The 24,824-nt window shown below is 32.0% G+C and carries 16 protein-coding genes; 12 read left to right on the forward strand and 4 right to left on the reverse strand.

Annotated elements, in window-relative coordinates; translation table 11 throughout:
- Positions 1–76: 76 nt before the first annotated feature.
- Positions 77–1,228: an MFS transporter gene (locus Q4548_RS09570; RefSeq protein WP_303454212.1), complete on the forward strand. Its 1,152-nt coding sequence runs from the start codon at positions 77–79 to the stop codon at positions 1,226–1,228.
- Between the two features lie 46 nt (positions 1,229–1,274).
- A complete protein-coding gene (locus Q4548_RS09575; RefSeq protein ID WP_303454215.1) occupies positions 1,275–1,805 on the forward strand; it encodes a hypothetical protein in 531 nt (176 codons plus the stop codon).
- Positions 1,806–2,016: 211 nt separating this feature from the next.
- On the opposite strand, the gene Q4548_RS09580 is transcribed toward Q4548_RS09575, so the two are convergent.
- From Q4548_RS09580 to rpmH, 3 genes are all read right to left on the reverse strand, one after another.
- Complete coding sequence (locus Q4548_RS09580; RefSeq protein WP_303454217.1) at positions 2,017–2,667, reverse strand: T9SS type A sorting domain-containing protein; 651 nt, start codon at positions 2,665–2,667, stop codon at positions 2,017–2,019.
- A gap of 176 nt (positions 2,668–2,843) precedes the next feature.
- The gene (gene carB, locus Q4548_RS09585) at positions 2,844–5,699 is read right to left on the reverse strand and encodes a carbamoyl-phosphate synthase large subunit (protein ID WP_303454219.1); all 2,856 of its coding nucleotides are present in this window, start codon (positions 5,697–5,699) and stop codon (positions 2,844–2,846) included.
- A 127-nt stretch (positions 5,700–5,826) separates the two neighbouring features.
- Entirely contained in the window at positions 5,827–5,985 is a 159-nt protein-coding gene (rpmH, locus tag Q4548_RS09590) for a 50S ribosomal protein L34 (RefSeq protein ID WP_303454222.1), read from the reverse strand.
- A 299-nt stretch (positions 5,986–6,284) separates the two neighbouring features.
- On the opposite strand from rpmH, the gene Q4548_RS09595 reads away from it, so the two are divergent.
- From Q4548_RS09595 to Q4548_RS09635, 9 genes are all read left to right on the forward strand, one after another.
- Complete coding sequence (locus Q4548_RS09595; RefSeq protein WP_303454225.1) at positions 6,285–7,901, forward strand: CTP synthase; 1,617 nt, start codon at positions 6,285–6,287, stop codon at positions 7,899–7,901.
- Positions 7,902–7,965: 64 nt separating this feature from the next.
- Positions 7,966–9,849, forward strand: a complete 1,884-nt coding sequence (yidC, locus tag Q4548_RS09600; protein ID WP_303454226.1) for a membrane protein insertase YidC — start codon at positions 7,966–7,968, stop codon at positions 9,847–9,849.
- A 405-nt stretch (positions 9,850–10,254) separates the two neighbouring features.
- Positions 10,255–11,136, forward strand: coding sequence for an AraC family transcriptional regulator (locus tag Q4548_RS09605; RefSeq protein ID WP_303454228.1), 882 nt, complete (start codon positions 10,255–10,257; stop codon positions 11,134–11,136).
- Between the two features lie 1,189 nt (positions 11,137–12,325).
- The gene (gene proB / locus Q4548_RS09610; protein ID WP_303454230.1) at positions 12,326–13,396 is read left to right on the forward strand and encodes a glutamate 5-kinase; all 1,071 of its coding nucleotides are present in this window, start codon (positions 12,326–12,328) and stop codon (positions 13,394–13,396) included.
- Between the two features lie 2 nt (positions 13,397–13,398).
- Positions 13,399–14,649: a glutamate-5-semialdehyde dehydrogenase gene (locus Q4548_RS09615; protein ID WP_303454232.1), complete on the forward strand. Its 1,251-nt coding sequence runs from the start codon at positions 13,399–13,401 to the stop codon at positions 14,647–14,649.
- A 104-nt stretch (positions 14,650–14,753) separates the two neighbouring features.
- The gene (locus Q4548_RS09620; protein ID WP_303454235.1) at positions 14,754–15,344 is read left to right on the forward strand and encodes a Crp/Fnr family transcriptional regulator; all 591 of its coding nucleotides are present in this window, start codon (positions 14,754–14,756) and stop codon (positions 15,342–15,344) included.
- Positions 15,345–15,434: 90 nt separating this feature from the next.
- The gene (locus Q4548_RS09625; RefSeq protein WP_303454237.1) at positions 15,435–16,013 is read left to right on the forward strand and encodes a Crp/Fnr family transcriptional regulator; all 579 of its coding nucleotides are present in this window, start codon (positions 15,435–15,437) and stop codon (positions 16,011–16,013) included.
- Positions 16,014–16,080: 67 nt separating this feature from the next.
- The gene (der, locus tag Q4548_RS09630; RefSeq protein WP_303454241.1) at positions 16,081–17,400 is read left to right on the forward strand and encodes a ribosome biogenesis GTPase Der; all 1,320 of its coding nucleotides are present in this window, start codon (positions 16,081–16,083) and stop codon (positions 17,398–17,400) included.
- 74 nt (positions 17,401–17,474) lie between these two features.
- Positions 17,475–19,856, forward strand: a complete 2,382-nt coding sequence (locus tag Q4548_RS09635) for a GAF domain-containing protein (RefSeq protein ID WP_303454244.1) — start codon at positions 17,475–17,477, stop codon at positions 19,854–19,856.
- Between the two features lie 3 nt (positions 19,857–19,859).
- On the opposite strand, the gene Q4548_RS09640 is transcribed toward Q4548_RS09635, so the two are convergent.
- Positions 19,860–21,071, reverse strand: coding sequence for a Pycsar system effector family protein (locus tag Q4548_RS09640; RefSeq protein ID WP_303454247.1), 1,212 nt, complete (start codon positions 21,069–21,071; stop codon positions 19,860–19,862).
- A gap of 73 nt (positions 21,072–21,144) precedes the next feature.
- Here Q4548_RS09640 and Q4548_RS09645 point away from each other — a divergent pair, with 73 nt between their 5' ends.
- On the forward strand, positions 21,145–24,816 hold the full coding sequence (locus Q4548_RS09645; protein WP_303454250.1) for a metallophosphoesterase: 3,672 nt from the start codon (positions 21,145–21,147) through the stop codon (positions 24,814–24,816).
- Positions 24,817–24,824 lie beyond the last annotated feature (8 nt).

Below are 24,824 nucleotides of genomic sequence, written 5' to 3' on the forward strand. Positions count from 1 at the left end.
ATATAATAGAAAGTTTTCCTAGTTTAGGAGAAAGATATTCACAGTTTACCGACTGTAGTTTGATAACTTCTTTTTCATGAACAAAACTCTCATTTTATCACTCATCGTTCTTAGTCAATTTTTTGGAACTTCGCTTTGGTTTAGTAGCAATGCTGTTTTACCATCTATTGCAGAAGCTCATCATTTGACGAATTCAGATTTATTGGCAAATCTGACTATTGCTACGCAAATAGGATTTATTTTAGGGAGCTTATGTTACGCTATTTTTAATCTTGCTGATAGATACAAAGCAAACATCGTTTTTAGCATCAGTATTTTATTAGCTGCTGCTTCAAACGCTGCCATTACATTACCACACTTAAATTTTGAATTGGTTTTCCTATTTCGTTTTTTAACTGGTTTTTTCTTAGCTGGTGTGTATCCTGTAGGAATGAAAATTGCAGCTCATTTTTTTCCAAAAACAGTGAGCAAAGCACTAGGTGTCTTGGTAGGAGCATTGGTTTTAGGAACAGCTTTTCCACATTTCATTGCTAGTTTTAAAATCAACTTGCCTTGGAATATTGTAATTTTAACCAGTTCTATTTTAGCAGTTGTTGGAGGTATTCTTCTTTTCTTTTTAGACACTCCTTCTAAAAACAACATTCAAAAATTAGATTTTTCTATCCTACCAAAACTATTTACCAAAAGAGATTTTAACAAAGCTAGCATTGGTTATTTTGGACACATGTGGGAATTGTATACTTTTTGGACCTTTGTTCCTTTGTTGATTTCCACTTACACACAAGAAAATGAATTAGATATCAATAATTCTTTGCTCTCTTTTATTGTAATTGGCGTTGGAGCCTTTGGATGTGTTTTGGCAGGGAAAGTAGCCAATAGAAAAGGAAGTTTGTCCATTGCTCAATGGGCATTGTACGGCTCGTTATTCTGTTGTTTATTATGTCCTTTTAGTTTTTATTTATCTCCAATCTTTTTCTATATATTTTTAATTATATGGGGAATTACTGTGGTCGCAGACTCTCCTTTACTCTCTACACTTATCAACAACAGATGTCTTCAAAACTACAATGGAACTGCATTGACATTATCTACTAGTATTGGTTTTATCTTTACAATTATTAGCATCTCTTTTTTCAACTATCTATTACAATTTATCTCCATTCCTTCCGTTTTTTTATTACTTGCTATCGGACCGCTTGCTAGCATCTTGGCTTTGCGAAAAAATTAATGTAACTTAAGGACAATCTCATTAATTTTACAATAGAATATTTTACATGAAAAAGTGGTTGTTTTTTCTAATTTTAAAATCGTTTTTCTTAGTTGGGCAAGAAAAACAAGAAGACTGCATCCTAATTGTAAATCCAGAAAAAAAACAAGCTAATTTTTCAATGCCCATTAAAAAGAAAACAGAAATTGATGATTTTAAACTTATCGAAAAAGCCATCAATGCTTCTCCTTTTGTGCAAGGTTACAAATACAAAATCAACTTAAAAACAGTTGAAAACTTACTTCCCATACAAGCTTGGAATGATTTTTTAAAAAATCAAAATCAAAGTTTATTCAATGCCAATTTGCTAAAAAACTACAACTCTGACCTTAAGTTTAACAGTTCTGTAAACATTAATGGAATTACACAAGTAGTTACACTTAAGGGGATACTGAATGAATATCAAGGAAATTATTCACTTCAAATTAGTTATCATATCAGCACAAACAACACGGATTACATTCCAAAAATCGTCAACGAAAAATACCAAGAGGGAATTGGGCTAAAGCTTAAATTAAATTTAGAAAGAGGTAAGTAATTGAATTTTCTTTAAAAAAATCTATTCATCCAAATCAATGAATTAAAAAGACATACAGTAGCTAATTCATTATTTTAGAAATTCAATATTCTAAACGTTTCAATTCTAACAATTCATTAGATACCTATCTTAAATCACTGAATTACAAACCTAAAAAATCACCCAAAATGGATGATTTTCTAGAATTTGAGAAGATTATATATTATTTAAATTAATTTTTAACAAATTTCTTAGTGGTTTTACCTCCATTTTCTTCTACAGAAATCACATAAACACCACTAGGCAAGAAACTTAAACCAATAGAGTCTTCTGAATGATTTGAGGAAAACAACACGCTACCAGCCAAATTGATAACAGAAACTCCTGTTATATGTTCTACATCTGAGTAATGCAGTTTTAAGGTTTCTGAGCTTACGTCATAAACAACAAAAAAATCTATCGATTTTACTGTTGTAGAACTCAACACAGCAGGATCTGTAACCGTATTTATAAATGAATTCACAGAACCTATTACCGGCTCCCCAACACCACCGGCTGCTGGTGTGATAGTGCTATACACATAAGTATAACCACCTACTACTGTTGGAGACATATTGTCAAATGGAATCAACTCCAATCCCAACATTTCTATTGAAACTAGTTTTTCTTGAGTAAAATCACTCAATATCACTCCAGAAGGAGCATCTGTACATTCAATTTTAATTGTTACACCCGCCGACAGAGTACCAGGTGACACTCCAAAACTAAGAATATCTCCACTAGAAATAGAAAAATCTCCAGTAACGTCAACATTGATTGATTGTGCAAACATCGCTGCACTTCCTATTACTAACAATAGGAATAAAAGTATTTTTTTTCTCATAGCTTTTTTATTTTTTCTCAATTTCACCCTAAAGATAACCAACACATAAACAAGTACTTATAACTAACATCAAGGTTTATTAAAAAATATTTTCTATATTATAGTACTTTTACCCCACAAAAAAACCTCTTTAAGATTTTAATCCTAAAGAGGTTTTACTATTTATGAAAAATGAACTATTTCTTCAAGTACATCTTTCTTCTAGAATACAATTCGTAAAAAGTATCGTCTTTTAAGTTGTCTATAAACAAGATGGATTCCCCTGTAGATTTCATTTCAGGTCCTAATGTCTTGTCTACATTTGGGAACTTGTTGAAAGAGAAAACAGGTTGTTTTATTGCAAACCCTTCTAATTTAGGATTGAATGTAAAATCTGTTACCTTGTTTACTCCCAACATTACTTTGGTTGCATAATTCACATAAGGCTCTCCGTATGCTTTTGCAATAAAAGGTACCGTACGAGATGCTCTTGGGTTGGCTTCAATAATATACACGGTATCATCTTTAACAGCAAACTGAATATTTATCAATCCCACTGTTTTTAATGCTATTGCAATTTTTTTTGTATGTTCCTTGATTTGATCCATTACAAACTCACCCAAGTTGAATGGAGGCAATGTTGCGTTAGAATCTCCAGAGTGTACTCCACAAGGTTCAATGTGCTCCATAATACCGATGATGTATACATTTCCATCAGCATCACATATTGCATCTGCTTCTGCTTCTATAGCTCCTTCTAAATAATGATCTAACAACAATTTATTTCCAGGAATAGAACGTAATAAATCTACTACGTGAGATTCTAGTTCTTCTTTGTTGATGACAATCTTCATTCCTTGACCACCTAACACATAAGATGGACGAACTAAAATTGGAAAATCTAATGTATCTGCAATCTCTAAAGCTTCATCTGCGTTGGTTGCAGTTCCAAACTGAGGAAATGGAATTTCTAATTTTGTCAACATTTCAGAAAAACGCCCTCTGTCCTCTGCCAAGTCTAAAGCTTCAAAGCTCGTTCCGATAATTTTAATTCCGTTAGCTTCTAACTTTTCGGCTAGTTTTAAAGCTGTTTGTCCTCCTAACTGAACAATGACTCCTTCTGGATTTTCATGACGGATGATGTCATAAATATGCTCCCAGAACACAGGCTCAAAATACAATTTATCTGCCGTATCAAAGTCTGTAGAAACTGTTTCTGGATTACAGTTGATCATGATGGTTTCATATCCAGCCTCTTTAGCTGCTAAAACCCCGTGCACACAACAGTAATCAAACTCAATTCCTTGACCAATTCTGTTAGGTCCAGAACCCAATACTACTACTTTTTTCTTATCCGTAACTACAGATTCGTTTGCAGGTGCAGCAACTCCATCTTTAGAAATCTGAACGTTTTCAAAAGTTGAATAATAATAAGGAGTGTTTGCAGCAAATTCCGCAGCACAAGTATCTACTAATTTGTAAACTCTCTTAATTCCAAAATCTTCACGTTTTTTGTATACTTGAGATTCCAAACATTTTAACATGTGTGCAATCTGTCTATCTCCGTAACCTTTTTGTTTTGCTTCTAACAATAAGTCTTTTGCAATAGTATCTAGAGTATATTTAGAAATTTCTTTTTCCAAAGCAAACAACTCTTCGTATTGCTTAAGGTACCACATATCAATCTTAGTGATATCGTAAATTTTGCGTAGAGAAATTCCAGCTTTTATTGCATCGTAAATGGTAAAAACTCTATCCCAAGACGCATAGGTCAATTTAGAAATAATGGTATCGTAGTGCGTTTCCTCTTTTCCATCAGCTCCCAAACCGTTACGTTTTATTTCTAACGACTGAGTTGCTTTGTGCAATGCTTCCTGAAAACAACGTCCAATTCCCATTACTTCACCAACCGCTTTCATTTGCAAACCTAAAGTTCTATCTGCACCTTCAAATTTATCAAAGTTGAAACGTGGTATTTTTACAATTACGTAATCTAACGTAGGCTCAAACAAAGCAGACGTGTTACCTGTAATTTGATTGTTCAATTCATCCAAATTGTACCCTAAAGCCAATTTGGTTGCTATTTTTGCAATTGGATATCCTGTTGCTTTTGATGCCAATGCTGATGAACGAGATACACGAGGATTGATTTCAATGGCGATGATATCTTCATTCGCATCTGGAGAAACGGCAAACTGAACGTTACATCCTCCTTCAAAATCTCCAATAGAACGCATCATTAAGATGGCCAAATCTCGCATTTTCTGAAAAGTAGAATCACTCAACGTCATTGCAGGAGCTACAGTAATAGAATCTCCAGTATGAATACCCATCGGATCCATATTCTCAATAGAACACACAATTACTACGTTATCGTTTCCGTCACGTAACAATTCCAATTCGTATTCTTTCCACCCCATCATGGCTTTGTCAATCATCACTTCGTGAATAGGAGAAATCTCCAATCCTCTGCGTAACAATTCATCAAAATCATTTTCATCATACACAATTGCTGCTCCAGCTCCTCCTAATGTAAATGAAGAACGGATACAAAGAGGAAAACCAAATTCTTGAGCAATGGTTTTACCTTCTAAAAAAGAAGTTGCTGTTGCCTGAGGTGCCATGGCAACTCCAATCTTCCCCATCAACCCTCTAAACTGCTCTCTATCTTCTGTAATATTGATAGCATCAATATCAACACCAATCATTTTTACATTGTGATCTTCCCAAATTCCCTTTTCATCAGCCTCAATACATAAGTTCAATGCTGTTTGTCCTCCCATGGTAGGCAAAACTGCATCTATATCAGGATGAGCTACTAAGATTTCTCTAATTGATTTTGTAGTTAAAGGTTTTAAGTAAACGTTGTCTGCTAATGACGGATCTGTCATGATCGTAGCAGGATTCGAATTGATTAAAGTTACTTCAATCCCTTCTTCTTTTAATGAACGAATGGATTGTGACCCAGAATAATCAAACTCACAAGCTTGACCAATTACTATAGGACCAGAACCTATAATTAAAACCGATTTGATGTTAGGATTTTTAGGCATACGTTTAAATTTAATACAAATATAACAATCTGTTTATCTATAAATAAAATGGATTTTAAATAAAAATCTCAAAAAAAAGGTGTTACTTTTAAAAAGTAACACCCTGTATATTATAATGAAAGAAACATTATTTCTTATGTCTTGGAGACGAAGAAACTGTTGTACTAGCTCTACCTTTAGCTCTTCTTCTAGCTAAGACCTTACGTCCATTAGCTGAAGCCATTCTTTCCATGAAACCATGTTTGTTTCTTCTCTTTCTATTCGATGGTTGATACGTTCTTTTCATTGTATTATATCTTACGTCGTTTGTTTAATGTGATAATTAGCTGAACCACTGACAGGGTTTCTTAAAGCGTGTGCAAATATAAGTGATTATTTAAAAAACACAAATGTTTTTGTTTAAAATTTCATATTTTTATTTCACAACCATTTTGGCAGAAAATGTCAAGACAAAGATATTTAAAATATTACCTAGAAACAAACCATAAAAAAGAGAATCAAGCAGTTAACCTCTTTGTAAAAATGTGATTGTAAAAGATACTTGTATTTATACAGAAGTTTGTACTTTTGCACAAACAAAATACAATGGCAAATACGAAATATGTTTTTGTAACCGGTGGTGTTACTTCATCTTTAGGTAAAGGAATTATTGCTGCTTCTTTGGCTAAGCTTTTACAAGAAAGAGGTTACAGAGTTACAATACAAAAGTTCGATCCTTATATCAACATTGACCCCGGAACCTTAAACCCTTATGAACACGGTGAATGTTTTGTAACTGATGATGGTGCAGAAACTGACTTAGACTTAGGTCATTACGAACGTTTTTTAGATGTAAACACGTCTCAAGCAAACAACGTTACCACAGGTAGAGTATATCAATCTGTTATAGACAAAGAACGTAGAGGAGAGTTTTTAGGAAAAACGGTACAAGTAGTTCCTCATATAACCAATGAAATTAAAGAACGCATCCAAATCTTAGGAGAAACAGGTGATTATGACGTGATCATTACAGAACTTGGTGGAACGGTAGGTGATATTGAATCTTTGCCTTATGTAGAATCTGTTCGTCAGTTAACGTGGGAATTAGGTGATAACAATTCTGTAGTTGTCCACTTAACACTAATCCCATTCTTAGCAGCTGCTGGTGAGTTAAAAACAAAACCTACGCAACATTCTGTAAAAATGATGATGCAGAATGGTTTGAACCCCGATATTTTAGTTTGCCGTTCTGAGCATTTTATATCTGATGACATCAAACGTAAATTGGCTTTGTTTTGTAACGTTAAAAAAGAAGAGGTAATTTCTTCATTAGATGCTGAAACCATCTATGACGTTCCTAACTTAATGTTACACGAAGGTCTAGACAAAGTGGTGATGAGAAAACTAGCCATGACTAGTACCAAAGAACCAAAACTAATTGAGTGGAATAAATTTGTTGAAAAACACAAAAACCCATTACACAAAGTGAAAATTGGTGTAATTGGTAAATATGTAGAATTACAAGATGCTTACAAATCTATTGCCGAAGCATTTATACACGCAGGTTCTTCTCAAAGAATAAAAGTAAAAGTAGAATGGATTCACTCCGAAGACATCACCAAAGACAATGTAGCTAGAAAATTACATGGACTTAGCGGAATTATGGTGGCTCCAGGCTTTGGAAATCGTGGTACAGAAGGTAAAATAGAAACCATTCGCTATGCTAGAGAAAACAACATTCCTTTTATGGGAATCTGCTTAGGAATGCAAATGGCTGTGATAGAATTTGCCAGAAATGTACTAGGATTACAAAATGCCAACTCTACCGAAATGGATGAAAATGTAGAATATCCTGTAATTAACCTAATGGAAGACCAGAAAGAAGTTACCGACATGGGAGGTACAATGCGATTAGGAGCCTGGGACTGTCAATTAGAAAAAGACTCTAAAGCATACCATGCGTATGAAAAAGAATTGATTTCAGAAAGACACAGACATAGATACGAATTTAACAGCGATTTTAAAGAACAAATTGAAGCTGCAGGTATGAAAGCTACAGGTGTAAACCCTAAGACTGGCTTGGTAGAAGTAGTAGAAATCCCCTCACATCCTTGGTTTGTTGCTGTACAATACCATCCTGAATACAAAAGTACAGTATTAAACCCTCATCCTTTATTTAAAGATTTTATAAACGCAAGTTTAGACTACTTACAAACAAAATAAATTCACACAACAAATTAAGTCTGTTCTTTACAATTTAAAAGAACAGGCTTCTATTTTTATCACAATGGAAAAAAAGAAATTAGACATTAGCCAGCTTATTGGTTTTGCATTGATTGGTGCCGTATTTGTATGGTACTCTCTTACACAAAAAGACAATGCTCCCGTTGCCGAAGAAACACAAACGGAAATTGCCAATACCATTACTCAATCAGAAGACAATTCTATAGTACCTGATTCTTTACTAAATTTAGAAGCTGCTAAAAAGTATGGTGAATTTGCCTATTCTGTAGCAAAAGGAACTTCAGAAACAGGAACTACTGTTCTTGAAAACGACGTTTTAAAATTAGTCATCGCCAACAAAGGTGGACAAATTACACAAGCTCAATTAAAAAACTACACCACTTATCAACAAGCTCCTTTGTATTTAATTAACGATGCAAATGCTAGTTTTAATATTGAATTTGGAACGCTTGAAAACAAAATCATCAATACTAAAAACTTAATTTTTGAGCCAACAATCTCTAAAAACGGAAAAAATGATGTTGTTTCTTTAAAATTAAAAGTTTCCAATTCAAAATACCTTGAATATCGTTACGAATTAAAACCAAACAACTATATGCTTGATTTTTCTATTCGTTCTGTAGGATTAGAAAATGTAATTAGCAGCAATAACAAAATCAACCTAGAATGGGATTACGTTGCCAATAGACAAGAAAAAAGTATCAAGTACGAAAACCAAATGACCGCTTTGCATTATGAGAAAGAAGATGGAAAATTTGATGAATTATCAGCAGGTTCTAAAGACGATGAGCTAGAAGAAAATGTAGATTGGATTGCTTACAAGCAACACTTTTTCTCTACCATTTTATTAACAAAAACTCCTTTTGAAAAGGCAGAATTGACTTCTGAATCTTTAGTTCAAGATGTATTGGTAGACACTGTTGCTACCAAAAAATTTAGCACAACAGCTCCTTTAACATTGACGAACGGAGGATTGAATTACGATATGAATTTTTACATAGGACCAAACGTTCACGAACAATTGGCTTCTTATGACAAAGGAATTGAAAATGTAATGAACTTAGGTTGGGGAATTTTTGGATGGATCAACAAAGTTGTTTTCATTCCTATATTTCACTTATTAAGCAGCTTTATTGGAAACTACGGTCTAGTAATTATTTTAATGACTTTAGTAGTTCGTTTGTTAATGTCTCCGTTGGTTTACAAATCTTACGTATCTAGTGCTAAAATGAAAGTTTTAAAACCAGAAATGGATTTGATCAACGCAAAATTCCCTGGTAAAGAAAACCAAATGAAACGTCAGTCAGAGGTTATGGCACTACAAAGAAAATCTGGTGTCAATATGATGGCAGGATGTATACCCGCATTGTTACAAATGCCTGTATTCTTTGCTTTGTTCCGTTTTTTCCCATCAGAAATAGACTTAAGACAACAACCTTTTTTATGGGCTGATGATTTAGCTTCTTACGATAGCGTTTTTGAATGGTCTACAAACATTCCACTAGTTTCTAGTTTTTACGGAAATCACTTTAGTTTATTTCCTGTTTTGGCTTCTATTGCTATTTTCTTTTACATGAGAATGAACCAAAGTCAACAAATGAACATGCAACAACCTGCACAAGAAGGAATGCCAGATATGCAGAAAATGATGAAAATGATGATGTATTTCTCACCAATCATGATGTTGTTTTTCTTTAACAACTACGCTTCTGGTTTGAGTTTGTATTACTTCATTTCTAACTTATTAACTTTAACCATCATGTACGTAATTAAAACTTACGTGATTGACGAAGAAAAAATATTAGCTAAAATTCACGAAAACAGAAAAAAACCTAAGAAGGTTAGCAAGTTCAAACAGCGTTTAGACGATGCTATGAAACAAGCGCAAGTACAACAAGAAATTCAGAAAAAGAACAAAAAGAAATAAGTTATCACCAACTTCTTTCTATCATAAAAATCCCGTTAAGAATAAGTCTTAACGGGATTTTTATTTTTAAAACACCTATAAATTAATTACTTAAAAAAATTCTAAAACGATCTTCACTTTGGCTTTTTCAGCCCCCAACAAAACATGAGCTTTTCTTAAATTCTCTGCATTTATATTTCCGAAGTACTCAAAGACTGTTGTTTTGGCAAATCGTTTTCTGTTGAAAAACTTTCTTTAAAACCTATTACTTTCATCTTATTTTTTTATTTCTATTCTTTTTAAAACAAAGGTAAAACAAACAGAAACTCTAAAACAGTAACTTGAAAGGACAGTAATGTATCAAAAAAGGTTTTTAACACCTTAAAAATCTTTTTTAATTACTTTTGACAAACAAAAAAGCAAATAATGAAAGTATTAGACACCTATAAACCTTTTGAAATACAAGAAATAAACTTATCTGAATGGAAACAACGTCCTGTAAAAAATAATTTTTTTGAACTTGTTTTGATCAAAGAAGGAGAAGGAACTCAATGCATCAACTACAACCATCACCCCTACAACCAAGGAAGTATTTTTCTACTCCCGCCTTTAAAATGTCATTCCTTTAACATACGCACTCCTTCAAAATTTGTGTTTTTAAAATTCACAGATTCTTTTTTTAGAAATATTGAACGAATCTCAATTGACAGAAATGAATGGTTTAGAGAGGCTTCATACATTCTTTCTAACTACAATCAATTGCCTGGTGAAATCATCAAAAACAATTTAGACCATCAGCATATAGAAATGTTAATATCTATGATTTTACAAGAATCTAGAAACTATGACAAAGAATCCGTTACACTAATTAAGAGCTTAATGACAAGTATTCTAGAAATATTAATTAGAAACATTAAAAAAAGTAATTTTTTTGAAGTAGCAGAAAATCCAACTGACGAAAGAATCACTAAAATGCTAACATATATTAACGAGCATCTACATCAATCTGATCATCTAAAAATAGAACACTTGGCAGATGTTTTTTCTATGTCTCCAACCTATGTTAGTGAATTTTTTAGAAAACAAGTAAAAATGCCATTGAGAGGATACATTCTAAAAGCAAAACTAAAATTAGTAGAAATTCGCTTGTTAAATTCCGACTACACCTTAACAGAAATTGCAGATGAACTAGACTTTACAGATGTAAGTCACCTATCTAAAACCTTTAAAAAATATGCAGGAATCTCTATTCGAGAGTTTAAAAAAAACGGAGAATATCAAATTTTAAAGCGTAGCGCTTGTTGCTAATCTAAGAACTTAAATTATTTTAAATGAAGACATACAGCAGATCACCTTTAACAACGAACGCAACAAATATACATTTGATTTGATACAGTTAGACAAATTATTTCATCGTAAAAACCCGAAACATTCTATTTCTGATTTTCAAAAATAGATTTTTATTTGCTGTTGTTGTTCACAAAAAAAACTAGAATTCATGCTATAGATATCATGGAAAACAGCTACCAATAAGACAAGATTTTAAGCACAAGAAAAGATTAAATTCACAAATTTTAAAACAAGAAGTATTTAAGAGCCTGTAACTATTAAACGAACTCATTGCTTTGTCTGAAATCCATAACTTAATCAAAGAAATACCTCAAGAATTCTTTATTACCAGAGACTGAACACTCATCGGTATTATAAGAAGCTTATATTTCAACTCACAACAATCAAACCTACAAAGGCTACTCTTAATTCTTAGAGTGGCCTTTTTTATTCAGCCGTTAATTTGAACAATGAAAGGGCACTATAAAACCAATAAGATTTTAACTTCTATTTTCAACCACAAAAAAACTACTCAAAAAAAGGGAAAGAAACAGGTTAATACGAAGCTCAACCTGTTTCGATACCCAAAATCTCTATTTAACAGATATAATTCTTTTACACACATGTCTCTTCTATACAAGGTAAATACAATGAACTTAAACCCTTATTTTTTCACATATAGTCTACCCCTAAAATATAAATGAAAACGTTTCTACCTATTTAAAAAAGAACCTAATAGCATGCAAAAAGACATATCCGCTATAAAAACCGAAAGTACGTTTATCCAACAAGTCAATCATCATACTATAGTATTACTTTTATTGTGTTTTTTTTACCTAAGCATCAAAACAATTAACTAGAATTTAAATTGATAAGTGGGCAAAATTTACACTAGTCAATTCTCAACTAGAACAAAAAAACTCAAGAGACTGCAACATAACTCTCTTGAAAATTCATAATTCTAAAACACATCCATTTTTAAACAAAAAATTGCATTTTGAACATTTTTTTGTTTAAAAACTACAAAAGTTGTTGTTTTTCACAGTCTATTAGAAATAACACAATTTTACGATCCATCACTAACTAGTTTGTAAAATCCTTAAAAAAACACGACTTTTGCACAAGCGTATTTACTAATTTAACAGTAGCTATCTCAGTAATTTATATTATGTCTAAAAAGATTGTCATAAAAATAGGTTCTAATGTACTTACACTTTCATCAGGGGCTCCTAATGAAACACGTATCAAGCACATTGTAGAACAAATTGCATCGCTAAAAAGCCAAGGCTATCAAATTGTATTAGTTTCTTCTGGAGCTGTTGCAGCAGGGAGATCTTTGGTACAGTTACCCGCAAATTTAGATGCCGTTAGCAAAAGACAAGTTTTAGCCTCTATTGGTCAAATTGCATTGATGAATCTGTATAATCTTTTTTTTGCAGAACATCAACTAACTTGTTCTCAAGTATTAATAACCAAAGAATCTTTTAGCACTAGAGAACACTACTTAAACATGGTCAATTGCATAGAAGCTTTGTTAAAATGTAACATTACTCCTATCATTAATGAAAATGATGTTGTTTCCATTACAGAATTGATGTTTACTGACAACGATGAATTGTCTGGCTTAGTAGCAACAATGGTTCAAGCTGATGAATTGTTAATCTTAAGCAATGTAGATGGTATTTTTACAGACCACCCAAGCAAACCAAATGCTAAATTGATTCGAGATTTTTACAATGAAGAAATCAATCTAGACGAAGCTATCAGTATTGAAAAATCGGAGTTTGGACGTGGAGGAATGTTAACAAAAGTAAATACAGCAATTAAAATAGCTGCGCTAGGTGTGAATGTTACTATTGGAAATGGAACTGAATCTAACATTACCAACAAACTCTTAGCAAGAGAAACGGGTTCCTTTTTTAAAGCTCAATTTGACAAAAACAAGAGCGCAGTAAAAAAATGGATTAAAAATTCAGAAACTTTTTCAAAAGGAAAAGTATTCATCAACAATGGTGCTCACCAAGCACTATTGAACAATCAGGCCAATAGTTTATTGCCCATTGGCGTAGAAAAAATCGAAGGAGATTTTAAAAAAGGTGATATCATTGCTTTGTTAGATTTAGAAGGCAATGAAATAGGTTATGGAAAAGCTTCTTATAGTGCAGAGAAAGCTAAAGTGTTGCAAAAACAACACAACCAACCTGCATTAGTGCACTACAATTACTTAACAATAAAGTAAACATGGAATTAAAATTAGAACAAACATTTCTAAACGCTAGAAACGCAAGCAGATCTTTAATAGAATTAGACAACCAAACAATCAATGAAGTATTGGTGGAAATAGCAGACAAAGCTATTGCGAATACGAATACTATTTTAGAGGCAAACCAAAAAGATTTGGAACGCATGGATGAAAACGATCCAAAATACGATCGTTTGTTATTAAACGCAGAAAGAATAGAAGGAATTGCAGGAGACATAAAAAATGTAGCCAATTTAAAAAGTCCAGTAGGAAAAGTTTTAGAAAATAAAGTTTTAGAAAACGGATTGGACATTTCTAAAATTAGAGTACCAATTGGTGTTATTGGTGTTATCTACGAAGCTCGTCCAAATGTCTCTTTTGATGTATTCTCGTTGTGTTTTAAAACTAAAAATGCAAGTATCCTAAAAGGAGGTTCCGATGCAGAATTCTCTAACAAAGCCATTGTAGATTTGATTAAAGAAGTTTTAGAAAAACGCAATATCAATAGCAACATTGTAACACTTTTACCAGCAGACAGAAGTGCAACTACAGAAATGTTAAATGCTGTAGATTATGTTGACATTATTATTCCACGTGGTAGTCAAGGATTGATCAACTACGTTAGAGAAAACGCAAAAGTACCTGTAATAGAAACTGGAGCCGGAATTGTGCACGTATATTTTGACAAAGATGGAAATATTCAAAAAGGAACAGACATTATAACCAATGCAAAAACAAGAAGGGTAAGTGTTTGTAACGCCTTAGACTGTTTGTTACTTCATGAGTCACAATTAGAAAATTTAAACAAATTAACTTCTCAGTTAGCTAAAAAAGGAACTACTATTTATGCAGACGAAAGTTCTTACAAACAATTAACCGACTACCCAAAAGAATTGCTACATAAGGCAGACGAATCACATTTTGGTACAGAATTTTTAGCCAATACCATGGCAATCAAAACTGTTGCTGATATGGATACTGCATTAAATCACATAGCTAAATACAGTTCTAAACATAGTGAAGCTATTGTATCTGAAAATGCAGACACGGTTGCTAAATATTTAAATATTGTAGATGCTGCAGCTGTTTACGCCAATGCTTCTACAGCATACACTGATGGTGCACAATTTGGTTTGGGAGCTGAAATTGGTATTAGTACTCAAAAACTTCACGCCAGAGGACCTATGGCTTTGGATGAAATTACCTCTTACAAATGGGTTGTAAAAGGAAATGGACAAATCCGCTCTTAAATTAACATTTGTTTAGGTGTCGGGTGTAATAAAAAAATAGTATATTTGATTTGTATCAACAATTATTTAATTTATACTATTATTGTACTTAATCACGTAAAAAAATGCCCCAAAGAATTATAGACTTTCTATCTAAAACAAAAGAAATCCCTCCTAACGAGGTTGATTTACTAATACAATTGGTAAAACCAACAACTTTAGAAAAAGGAGCTTTTTTGTATCCAGAAGGTAAAACACCAAAACACGGTGCCTATGTTCTTTCAGGCATTTTAAGAGAATTTTATACAGATACAAAAGGTGTAGAATCCATCAGAAGATTTGCATACCAAGACTGGTGGATTGTAGACCTGTATGAATTGATTCACGAAAAACCTGCATTATATAGCGTTCAGGCCCTTGAATCGTCTGAATTACTAACTTTTGACAAAAAAGCTTGCGACATTTTAATTCAAAAATGCCCTGTTACTACAAGTATTTTACTTGAGATTTCTGCAGCTGAAAAATATTCCATTGCAAAAAAAGAAAAACAGAAAAGAAGTCTTTCCGCACAAGAAAACTATCTTTCTCTACTTTCTAATCACCCTGGAATTGACAAAAAAATCCCTCTTTTTCATATAGCCTCTTATTTAAATATTAAGCCTGAATCGCTTAGTAGAATTAGAAAACAAATAGGACTTTCGAAAATTAAACATTAAAATCTTGTCTAATATCTCAACCACATTTACTAGATTTGCAGCGTTTTCTATGAAAAAGTATTACAAATAACCCCTAAAAACAAATTAGTAATGCTTGATAAAATTATCGATTATTATAACAAACAAAATGTAACACTACCTAAAAAAGAGATTGAAATCATCTCTAAACTAATCTCTTACAGAACATTAGAGAAAAAAGAATTTTTATACAAAAGAGGTGAATCAGATACCCCTGGAGCATATATTCTAAAAGGTTGCCTACGAATTTTTATTGAAGACAAAAATAATAACGAATACAATCGTTTTTTTGCTTTTGAAGATTGGTGGGTAGGTGAATTTCATCAAATTATAAACAGTCTTCCTTCTAAAACAAGTGTTCAAGCGCTTGAAAAGACTGAAATTGTTGAAATCTCTAAGAATGCGTATGATGTGATTTTTTCAAAATGCCCTGTATTTACAAATAACACTTTAAAATTTTATTTGAAAAGTTATGCGCATATTTTAGAAAGAGAAGAAATGAAAAAAACAATGACAATTGAAGAATTGTATTCTGATTTGAGAACAAATTTTCCAGAAGTTATTGAAAGAGTTCCTTTGTATCATATAGCAAGCTATTTAGGAGTAAAGGCAGAATCTTTAAGTAGAGTTAAGAAAAAATTTAAAGAATAATCTCTTTAATTTAGCTTTCCGCTGATAACCATACATTTTGCGTATCTTTGCACAAAATTTATGTTTCATGAACAGCATTGTAGCCATTGTAGGAAGACCTAATGTAGGAAAATCAACATTATTTAACAGATTAATTCAACGTAGAGAAGCTATTGTTGATGATGTAAGTGGTGTGACTAGAGACCGTCACTACGGTAAAAGTGACTGGAATGGAAAAGAATTTTCTTTGATTGATACGGGAGGATATGTAGAAGGATCTGATGATGTTTTTGAAGAGGAGATTAGAAAACAAGTAATACTGGCTCTTGAAGAATGTGACATCATTGTATTTGTAGTAGATGTAACCTCTGGTATTTCTCCATTAGATGAAACTGTGGCTAGCTTATTGAGAAAGGCTAAAAAACCTGTTTTTGTAGCTATCAATAAAGTTGACAATGCAATGCGTGAAGCGGATGCTTATGAATTTTACAACTTAGGATTAGGTGACTACTATACCATCTCCTCTATAAATGGAGGTGGTACTGGTGAACTTTTGGATGCATTGGTTAAAGAAATGCCAGCAATTGAAAGCGATGAAGAAATTATTAATAAAGATGATGAATTACCAAGATTTGCTGTGGTTGGTAGACCCAATGCTGGAAAATCTTCTTTCATCAACGCGTTAATTGGTAAGGATAGAAATATTGTTACTGACATTGCTGGAACCACAAGAGACACCGTTGATACTGTGTATAATAAATTTGGTTTTGATTTTAAACTAGTAGATACTGCTGGAATTCGAAAAAAATCAAAAGTTAAAGAAGATATTGAGTTTTACTCTGTAATGAGAGCTGTTAGGGCTATTGAATATTGTGATGTTGCTATTCTTATGATTGATGCCTCTCGTGGTTTTGAAGGTCAAGACCAAAATATTTTTTGGCTGGCTCAAAAAAACAGAAAAGGTATTGTTATTTTGGTGAACAAGTGGGACTTACTAGACAAAGAGACCAACACCATGAAAAAATGCGAACAAATGATTCGTAAAGAAATAGAACCTTTTACAGATGTACCTATTGTCTTTACCTCTACAATCACCAAGCAAAGATTGTTAAAAGCTCTAGAAACTGCTGTAGAAGTACACAAAAACAGAACTAACAAAATTGCAACTAGTAAACTAAACGAAACAATGTTGGAAGTTATTCAAAACTATCCTCCTCCAGCTGTAAAAGGTAAGTACATTAAGGTTAAATATTGTATGCAACTACCAACACCAACACCACAGTTTGCATTTTTCGCCAATTTACCGCAATATATTAGAGAACCTTACAAACGATTTCTTGAAAATAAAATGAGAGAAATCTATAATTTTAATGGTGTTCCTATCACCATATATTTTAGACAAAAATAATTCACTCGTTAGGAAGATTTATTTTTAACGACAAATTATTTGTATATTCACTATAGAATATACACAATTGATGTATGTACATTTTAAAGACTCCTTTAGAAAATAAAGAATTACCTTTTAAGGTACTCATAAGTTTCGAAAAAATTTATGAGTACCTAGAAGAGCAAACAAAAAACACAGAAAATGTTTTTCACTCAACAGCAACAAACCTTTTAAAAGAATTAGAGGGATTTCCTGTACTGAGAGATGGTTTTACGGATTTTAATCTACTAAAAACCTATGAAAAACAAATAGAGAAATTACTCTCTATCCTTTTTCCTGATTTGTTACAAACCAACGAAATCAAAGCCGCTTCTATTCCTTTTGACATGACATCTTTTTTACTGTCAAAAAGATTCAAGTCAATTATAGACAACGCTGGTGAAGATTACGTTTTTGACATTCGTAATTTTGACAATCAAAACATTTATATTCTTTCTTGTGTTTATATATTAGGTTATCTATATGACATTCATATTGATTTTAAACGTCCTTTTTTTTATGACATTCCAGACATAAAAACAAATACGATTAAGAGCTACAGAGCTTTGTACAATGCTGATTTTGCTAACGTTATAAAAACAGAATCAGCTCCAGATATCACCGAAGAAGATCTTAAATTGTTGTTAAACAATTACGAAAACATTGATATTTGGAAAGAAAAATTTCCTCCCAACTCCTATATTTTTAAAGGATTTGGTATGATTAATCTTTTTGATGTTACACAAGACGAAACCATTTCAAACATTAAAAACACATTTATTCAGAGAAATATTGACAGTCTGACACAATTAGAAAAGTACATCCAAAAACTGTACAACATCAACCATCTTAAATTGGGGATTTCTATTTACAATAAAGATTTACAAAGCTCTGTAGATTTCATCAACTACAATCTTGACCATAGTTTAATTTCAAAAGACGTGTGTGGTGATCCTGAGAAACATTTTTGCAATGGAATTGTAAATAGAGTTTTTAAATCTACATTAATTACGGCCATTCCAGATTTAGAGATTTATGCAAAAAGTAGCGGAGAGAATAATTTTTACAAAACAACAACAAACAATCATTTAAAGAGTATAATTCTGGTTCCTATTGAACTGAATAATAATTTTTTAGCAATTTTAGAACTAGGTTCACCTAATATTTACGAGTTGAACTCTATCAATGCAAACAAGCTAAGAGATATTATACCTGTTTTGGCTATTACAGTTGAAAGATCAATTGAAGAAAGAAAAAATCTGATGGAATCTGTAATTCAAGAAAATTACACCACCATACACCCAAGTGTAAAATGGAAATTCTACAATGCAGCCGATGAGTACATTTCTAGCCTTGCCAGTGACAACAACTATAGATTAAAAAATATTTCTTTTAAAAATGTTTATCCACTTTACGGTCAATGCGATGTAAAAGGTTCTTCTACTGCTAGAAATATAGCTATTCAAGAAGATTTAACCAATCAATTAGAACAAACCATTTCTTTGTTTGAAATTATTTTCACAAAAGAACCGTTGATTGTTTACAAACAATTGTCTCATCGTTTAAAAGAAACTCTAATTTCTATCAAAGAAGGAATTAAAACTTCTGATGAATTACAGGTTACTGATTTTTTAAAAAATGAAATCTATCCTATTTTAGAGCACTTAAAATCTAGCAACAAAGACCTAAAAAAACACATAGAAACGTACGAAGAAGAAATAGATCCTGTTCTAAAAATTGTTTATAAAAAACGTAAAGCTTACGAAGATTTCATCACACATCTAAATTCTAATTTGGCTAAACATTTAGACAAAGCTCAAACTGAGGTTCAGAACTTCTATCCTCATTATTACGAGCGATTCAAAACTGACGGTTTGGATTACAATTTGTATGTTGGAGCTAGTATTACAAACGTAAAAAAATTCCACCCGTTATACATTCAAAACCTACGTTTGTGGCAATTGCAACAGCAATGTGAATTGGAATATATTGCAAAAAAAATTGACCATGATCATACCGATATCAATTTACAAGTAACCTCATTAATTTTAGTCCACTCTTTACCTCTAGACATTAAATTTAGAATGGATGAGAAAAAATTTGATGTAGATGGTGCTTACAACATGCGTTATGAAATTATCAAAAAAAGAATAGACAAATCCTATATAAAAGGTACGCAAAAACGTTTGACACAAGCTGGAAAAATAGCTATTGTTTATACACATGAACAAGATTTGCAGGAATACATAAGGTACATTGCCTATTTGAGCAAACTTGATTATTTTATTGGAGAAATTGAATATGTTGATATAGAAGACCTACAAGGTGTTTCTGGTTTGAAAGCATTGCTAGTTCAAATAAATTTCAAAAGAAAGAACAATGATGACCTTTCTTTTGAAAAACTTTTGCAAGCTGCAGAATTGACAACAAAATAAATTTTACAATCCTAAATTATAAAAAGCCCAACCAAAAGAAATAACAGATATTACAATTCCGAACATAAAAACGGAATACGTTAACCTCAACAATCTGTATTTTTTAGCGAGTACAACTCCTAAGAAATACAGATCTTTGTTTAGCGATTGGTACAAATATTCTTTATCCTCCATCAACATAAACATTCCTTTGTCAAAAACCTCTAAAGACATTTTATGAAAATTCCCAAAAAACAATAAGTTTACTTTTTTATTTTCAACATCTTCTTGTGTAAAAGTTCCAGAAGTTACTTTAGGCCTAGTAGAAAGTACTGCAAAAATAATAGACACAACCGCAGTTAATAAAAATATAATCGTAGGAATAATTAAATAATGATTGTCTTCTTTGTCTAACTTTGGAAACAAATTAGACAGAGCCAAAGACAAAATAATAGCATTTACACTTAACAAAATATTGGCTTTTGTATCTGCAATATCACTCAACTTAATGTGATTTTTCAGCGTAATTCTATACATAGTCTCAATAGTCTTTCCTGCTTTTTCTTTTTCAGGAGCCACTTCTTTATTAGACTTCATTCTCTTTTTCTCTCTTTTTAGCAAAGCATCATCTTCTTTTTGAATAGCATTCTTTAATTTTTTTTCATTACTAGCCAAATTTGAAGCTTTCATGGCACTCCAATGCCTAAAAGCAAAATCCGTAAAAAACTTATGTCCTTTTAAAAAATCTGAATTGCATTGATACCATTCTACATCTGTCAATGTTTTCCCTTCTAACAATTCCCACTCTGCTCTTAACAATTTGCTATTAGATTCAAAAGAAGTAGTTGCCACATGAAACAAATCAGCATCACACAAAATCTTTTCAATCTTATTTTTAGGATTTTGAGGCATTTCAGTTGCTTTTATACAACCTACTACCAAGTTTATTTTTGTTTTTGGATAATGATGTCCTTCTAAAAAGCTAACCACCTCTTCAATACTGGCTTTTTCATGTCCGTCTATTGTCTTAGCATAACCTACATCATGAAACCAAGCAGCAATAACTACACATTCTGCCTCTTTTTCAGAAATTCTCTCTTCTTTTATTAAGGTTTTCACTGCATCTACGACATCTTGTGTATGAGAGATACCATGATAAATAGTTCCTGTAGGTAAATTATGTTTTAAATAATTAACTACATACAGTTCTGCAGATTCAACAATTGAAGATTCCATATTTAACTTGTGGATTTAACCTAATTTATTAAAAATAAGTCTATTTTTAGTTTCCTATTATATGATGATAATAATGAAGTCAATTTATAAAAAAAAAATCTTTTTATTTCTTCCTATCCTACTTTTAATTAGCTGTGCTACTTACGAAAAGCAAATCTCTAATCAATTTAAGAATTGGAACTCAAAAAAGACCTCAACATCTCCAAAAAAACATACTGTTTATTTAATAGGTGATGCTGGTAATAGTCCAAAAGGCAACAAAACCTTACAAAATTTAAAGACGGAATTAGATAAAGAAGGTAAAAATAGTACCGTTCTTTTTTTAGGGGACAATGTATACCCAAAAGGGATTTCTCCCAAAAAAGGAGCTATTCAAGACGATGGAATTGATAGATTGAACTCTCAATTGAATATTTTGAATAATTTTAAAGGCAAAACTATTTTTATACCTGGTAATCACGACTGGTATTATGGACTGGATGGTTTAAAAAAACAAGAAAAACACATTGAGCAAGTACTTGGAAAAAATAGTTTTTTGCCAGAAAACGGTTGTCCTTTAGAGGTTGTATCTGTAAATGAACAAATTGACATTATCATTATAGACTCTCAATGGTTTATTACAGATTGGAACAAACATCCAAAAATGAACGACAAATGTGATGAAATAAAAACTCTCGAAAAATTCTTCGTAGAATTAGAAGGCCTTATCAACAAAAGTCAAGATAAAGTTACCTTAATTGCCATCCATCACCCGTTAGTTAGCAAAGGAACGCACGGAGGAGAAGCCTCTTTTAAACAGCATATTTTTCCTTTTTCCAACAACATTCCATTGCCTGTATTAGGAACACTTATTCATACTTTCAGAAAAACAAGTGGATTAAATCCACAAGATCTCCAGGGTAAAAGATACGAAGAATTGATTGCTAGAGTCAATACTTTGGCACAGGAGCACGATAGACTTTTATTAGTTTCAGGGCATGACCACAACATGCAATATTTATTTTCTAATGGAATTCCACAAATTATTAGCGGTTCAGGATCTAAAACATCTCCTACCTACTTGGGAAAAAATAATGGATTTACTTATGGAGAAAACGGATATGTAAAACTTAGTATTTTAGAAGACAAAGAAGTGATTGCTGATTTTAAAAGCAACAATCAAACAGTATTTAAGACCACTGTTTTTGAATCTAAAAAACAAATCAAACAAAAAAAATACGATACTTCTAACATTCCAAAAGAAGTAACTGCTCAGATTTATCCAAAAAGTTTGACTCAAAAAAATAAGTTTTACAAAAGTATTTGGGGAGATCATTATCGAGATATTTACAGCAAACAAATCTTAGCTCCCACTGTTTTATTAGACACTCTTTATGGAGGTTTAACGCTGGTTAAAAAAGGCGGTGGTCATCAATCCAAATCTTTACGTTTAAAAGATAAAAACGGAAAACAATATGTAATGAGAGCTCTAAAAAAGAGTGCCATTCGTTTTTTACAAACCGTAGCCTTTAAAAAAGATTACATTTCTGATAAAATGAAAGGAACTTATACAGAAAACTTATTGTATGATTTTTATACTTCTGCCCATCCTTACACTCCTTTTGTAGTAGGAGATTTGTCTGACCCTATTGGAGTTCTACATACCAACCCTAAGTTATTTTACGTACCTAAACAAAATACGTTAATTCCCTTTGATGATGAATTTGGAAATGCTTTGTACATGATAGAAGAACGTCCTGAAGATGGCCATAAAGATTTGTCTTCTTTTGGTTTTCCTGACGATATTATAAGTACAGATGATTTGTTTGCGGAACTTAGAGATAGTAAAAACAATAAACTAGACGAAAAAAATTACGTTACGGCTCGTTTGTTTGATATGATTTTAGGAGATTGGGACAGACACGTAGACCAATGGAGATGGGCTGTTTTTGAGGATGGAAAACACAAAACTTTTAAACCTATTCCTAGAGACAGAGATCAAGCTTTTTCTAATTACGATGGATTTATTTTAAAGTCTTTGACCACAATGGTAGATGCTATTAAATTGATGCAAACCTATGATAAGGAAATTCGTAATTTATTTAAATTTAACGATGAACCCTACCCTATTGATGTTTCTTTATTACAAGAAAGTGATTATAGTTTGTGGAATGAACAAGCGCTTTTTATCAAAGAAAATCTAACCGATGAAGTTATTGAAAATGCTTTTAGCAAACTACAAGATTGTTTACAAGACCCTCAATTAGAAAGAATTAAATCCGTTTTAAAATACAGAAGAGATCATGTAGTTAATATTGCAAAAGCTTACAGAAAAATTCTAGAAGAATTTGCTATTGTAAAAGGAACAGACAAAGATGAGTATTTTGAAATCTCCGCAACCAAAGAAAAAACAATCATAAAAGTTTTTAATATTAAAGATGGAGAAAAAGAAGACTTGCATTTTACACGTGAATTTGATAATAAAAAAACCAAAGAAATTTGGGTATATGGTTTGGATGATGACAATTTTTTCTGTGTTTTAAATACACATCCAAAAAGTCCTAAAATTCGTCTGATTGGTGGGCAGAACAAAGATACTTACCATGTAGAAAAATCGGCAAAAAGAATACGTATACACGATTTTATTAGCAAAAACAACATCTACAAAGGTCCTTTAAAGAAACACCTTTCGGATAGATACGATAACAATGTTTACGAATACCGCAAGGTAAAAGACCACACACAAACCTTTATACCTTTAATTGCTTACAACCCAGATGATGGATTTGCCATAGGTACAAGTTTAAATAGAACTTACTTTGGATACAATCGTCATCCATTTACCAACAAACATGATTTTAGTATTAAATATTTTACAGCTACACAAGGTTTTGATTTTTCGCATAAAAGTGAATTTGCAACTTATTTAAACCACTGGAATGCTTTTGTAAAAACAAGATTGACCAGTTCTAATTTTAGCAACAACTTTTTTGGTTATGGTAACAACACTGATAATAATGACAATAATTTGGGACTAAATTACAACCGAGTAAAATCTGAAATTAAAAGTATAGAACCAGGGATGACATGGAACAATTTAATGGGAACAGCTTTTAGCATTAGTATTCCACTTACTATTTATGAACTTGAAGAAACTGAAGGAAGGTATTTAAACTCGCTCCCTATTGAATTTGACGAACAAAATTATGTTGGACTAAAAACAAGTCTATATTTTGAAAATTACGACAGTAGTGCATTGCCTACTTTAGGATTTGATTTTAACATAGACACAGGTTGGGATTATAACCTTTCTAAAGAATCCTCTTTAACTTATTTAAAAACCAATTTAGGAATACTGTTGCCTATTTCATTAAACAAACAATGGATTTTATCCACTAAAATCCGTTCTCAGTTTAATTTTGGTAATGATTTTCAACTGTATCAATCTGCATTTATTGGTGGAAACAATGGATTGAGAGGTTTTAGAAACGAGCGTTTTTCTGGAAAACAAAGTTTTGTACAAAACACTAATTTAAGATATACTATTGACGAAATAAAAACCCCTATTCTACCTTTAACCTATGGTTTGTCTCTAGGTTATGATTATGGTAGAGTTTGGTTACCTAACGAAAATTCTGATCGCTGGCACACTTCTTACGGAACTACACTTTGGGCAAGTGCTCCGGGTGCTGCTAAAATCAATTTAAATTTTTTCAATAGTAAAGAAGGCTTACGATTTACTTTTGGGGTAGGAGTTAATTGGTAACACTGTTG

This window comes from Wenyingzhuangia sp. 2_MG-2023 (assembly GCF_030548295.1).
Lineage (GTDB): Bacteria > Bacteroidota > Bacteroidia > Flavobacteriales > Flavobacteriaceae > Wenyingzhuangia.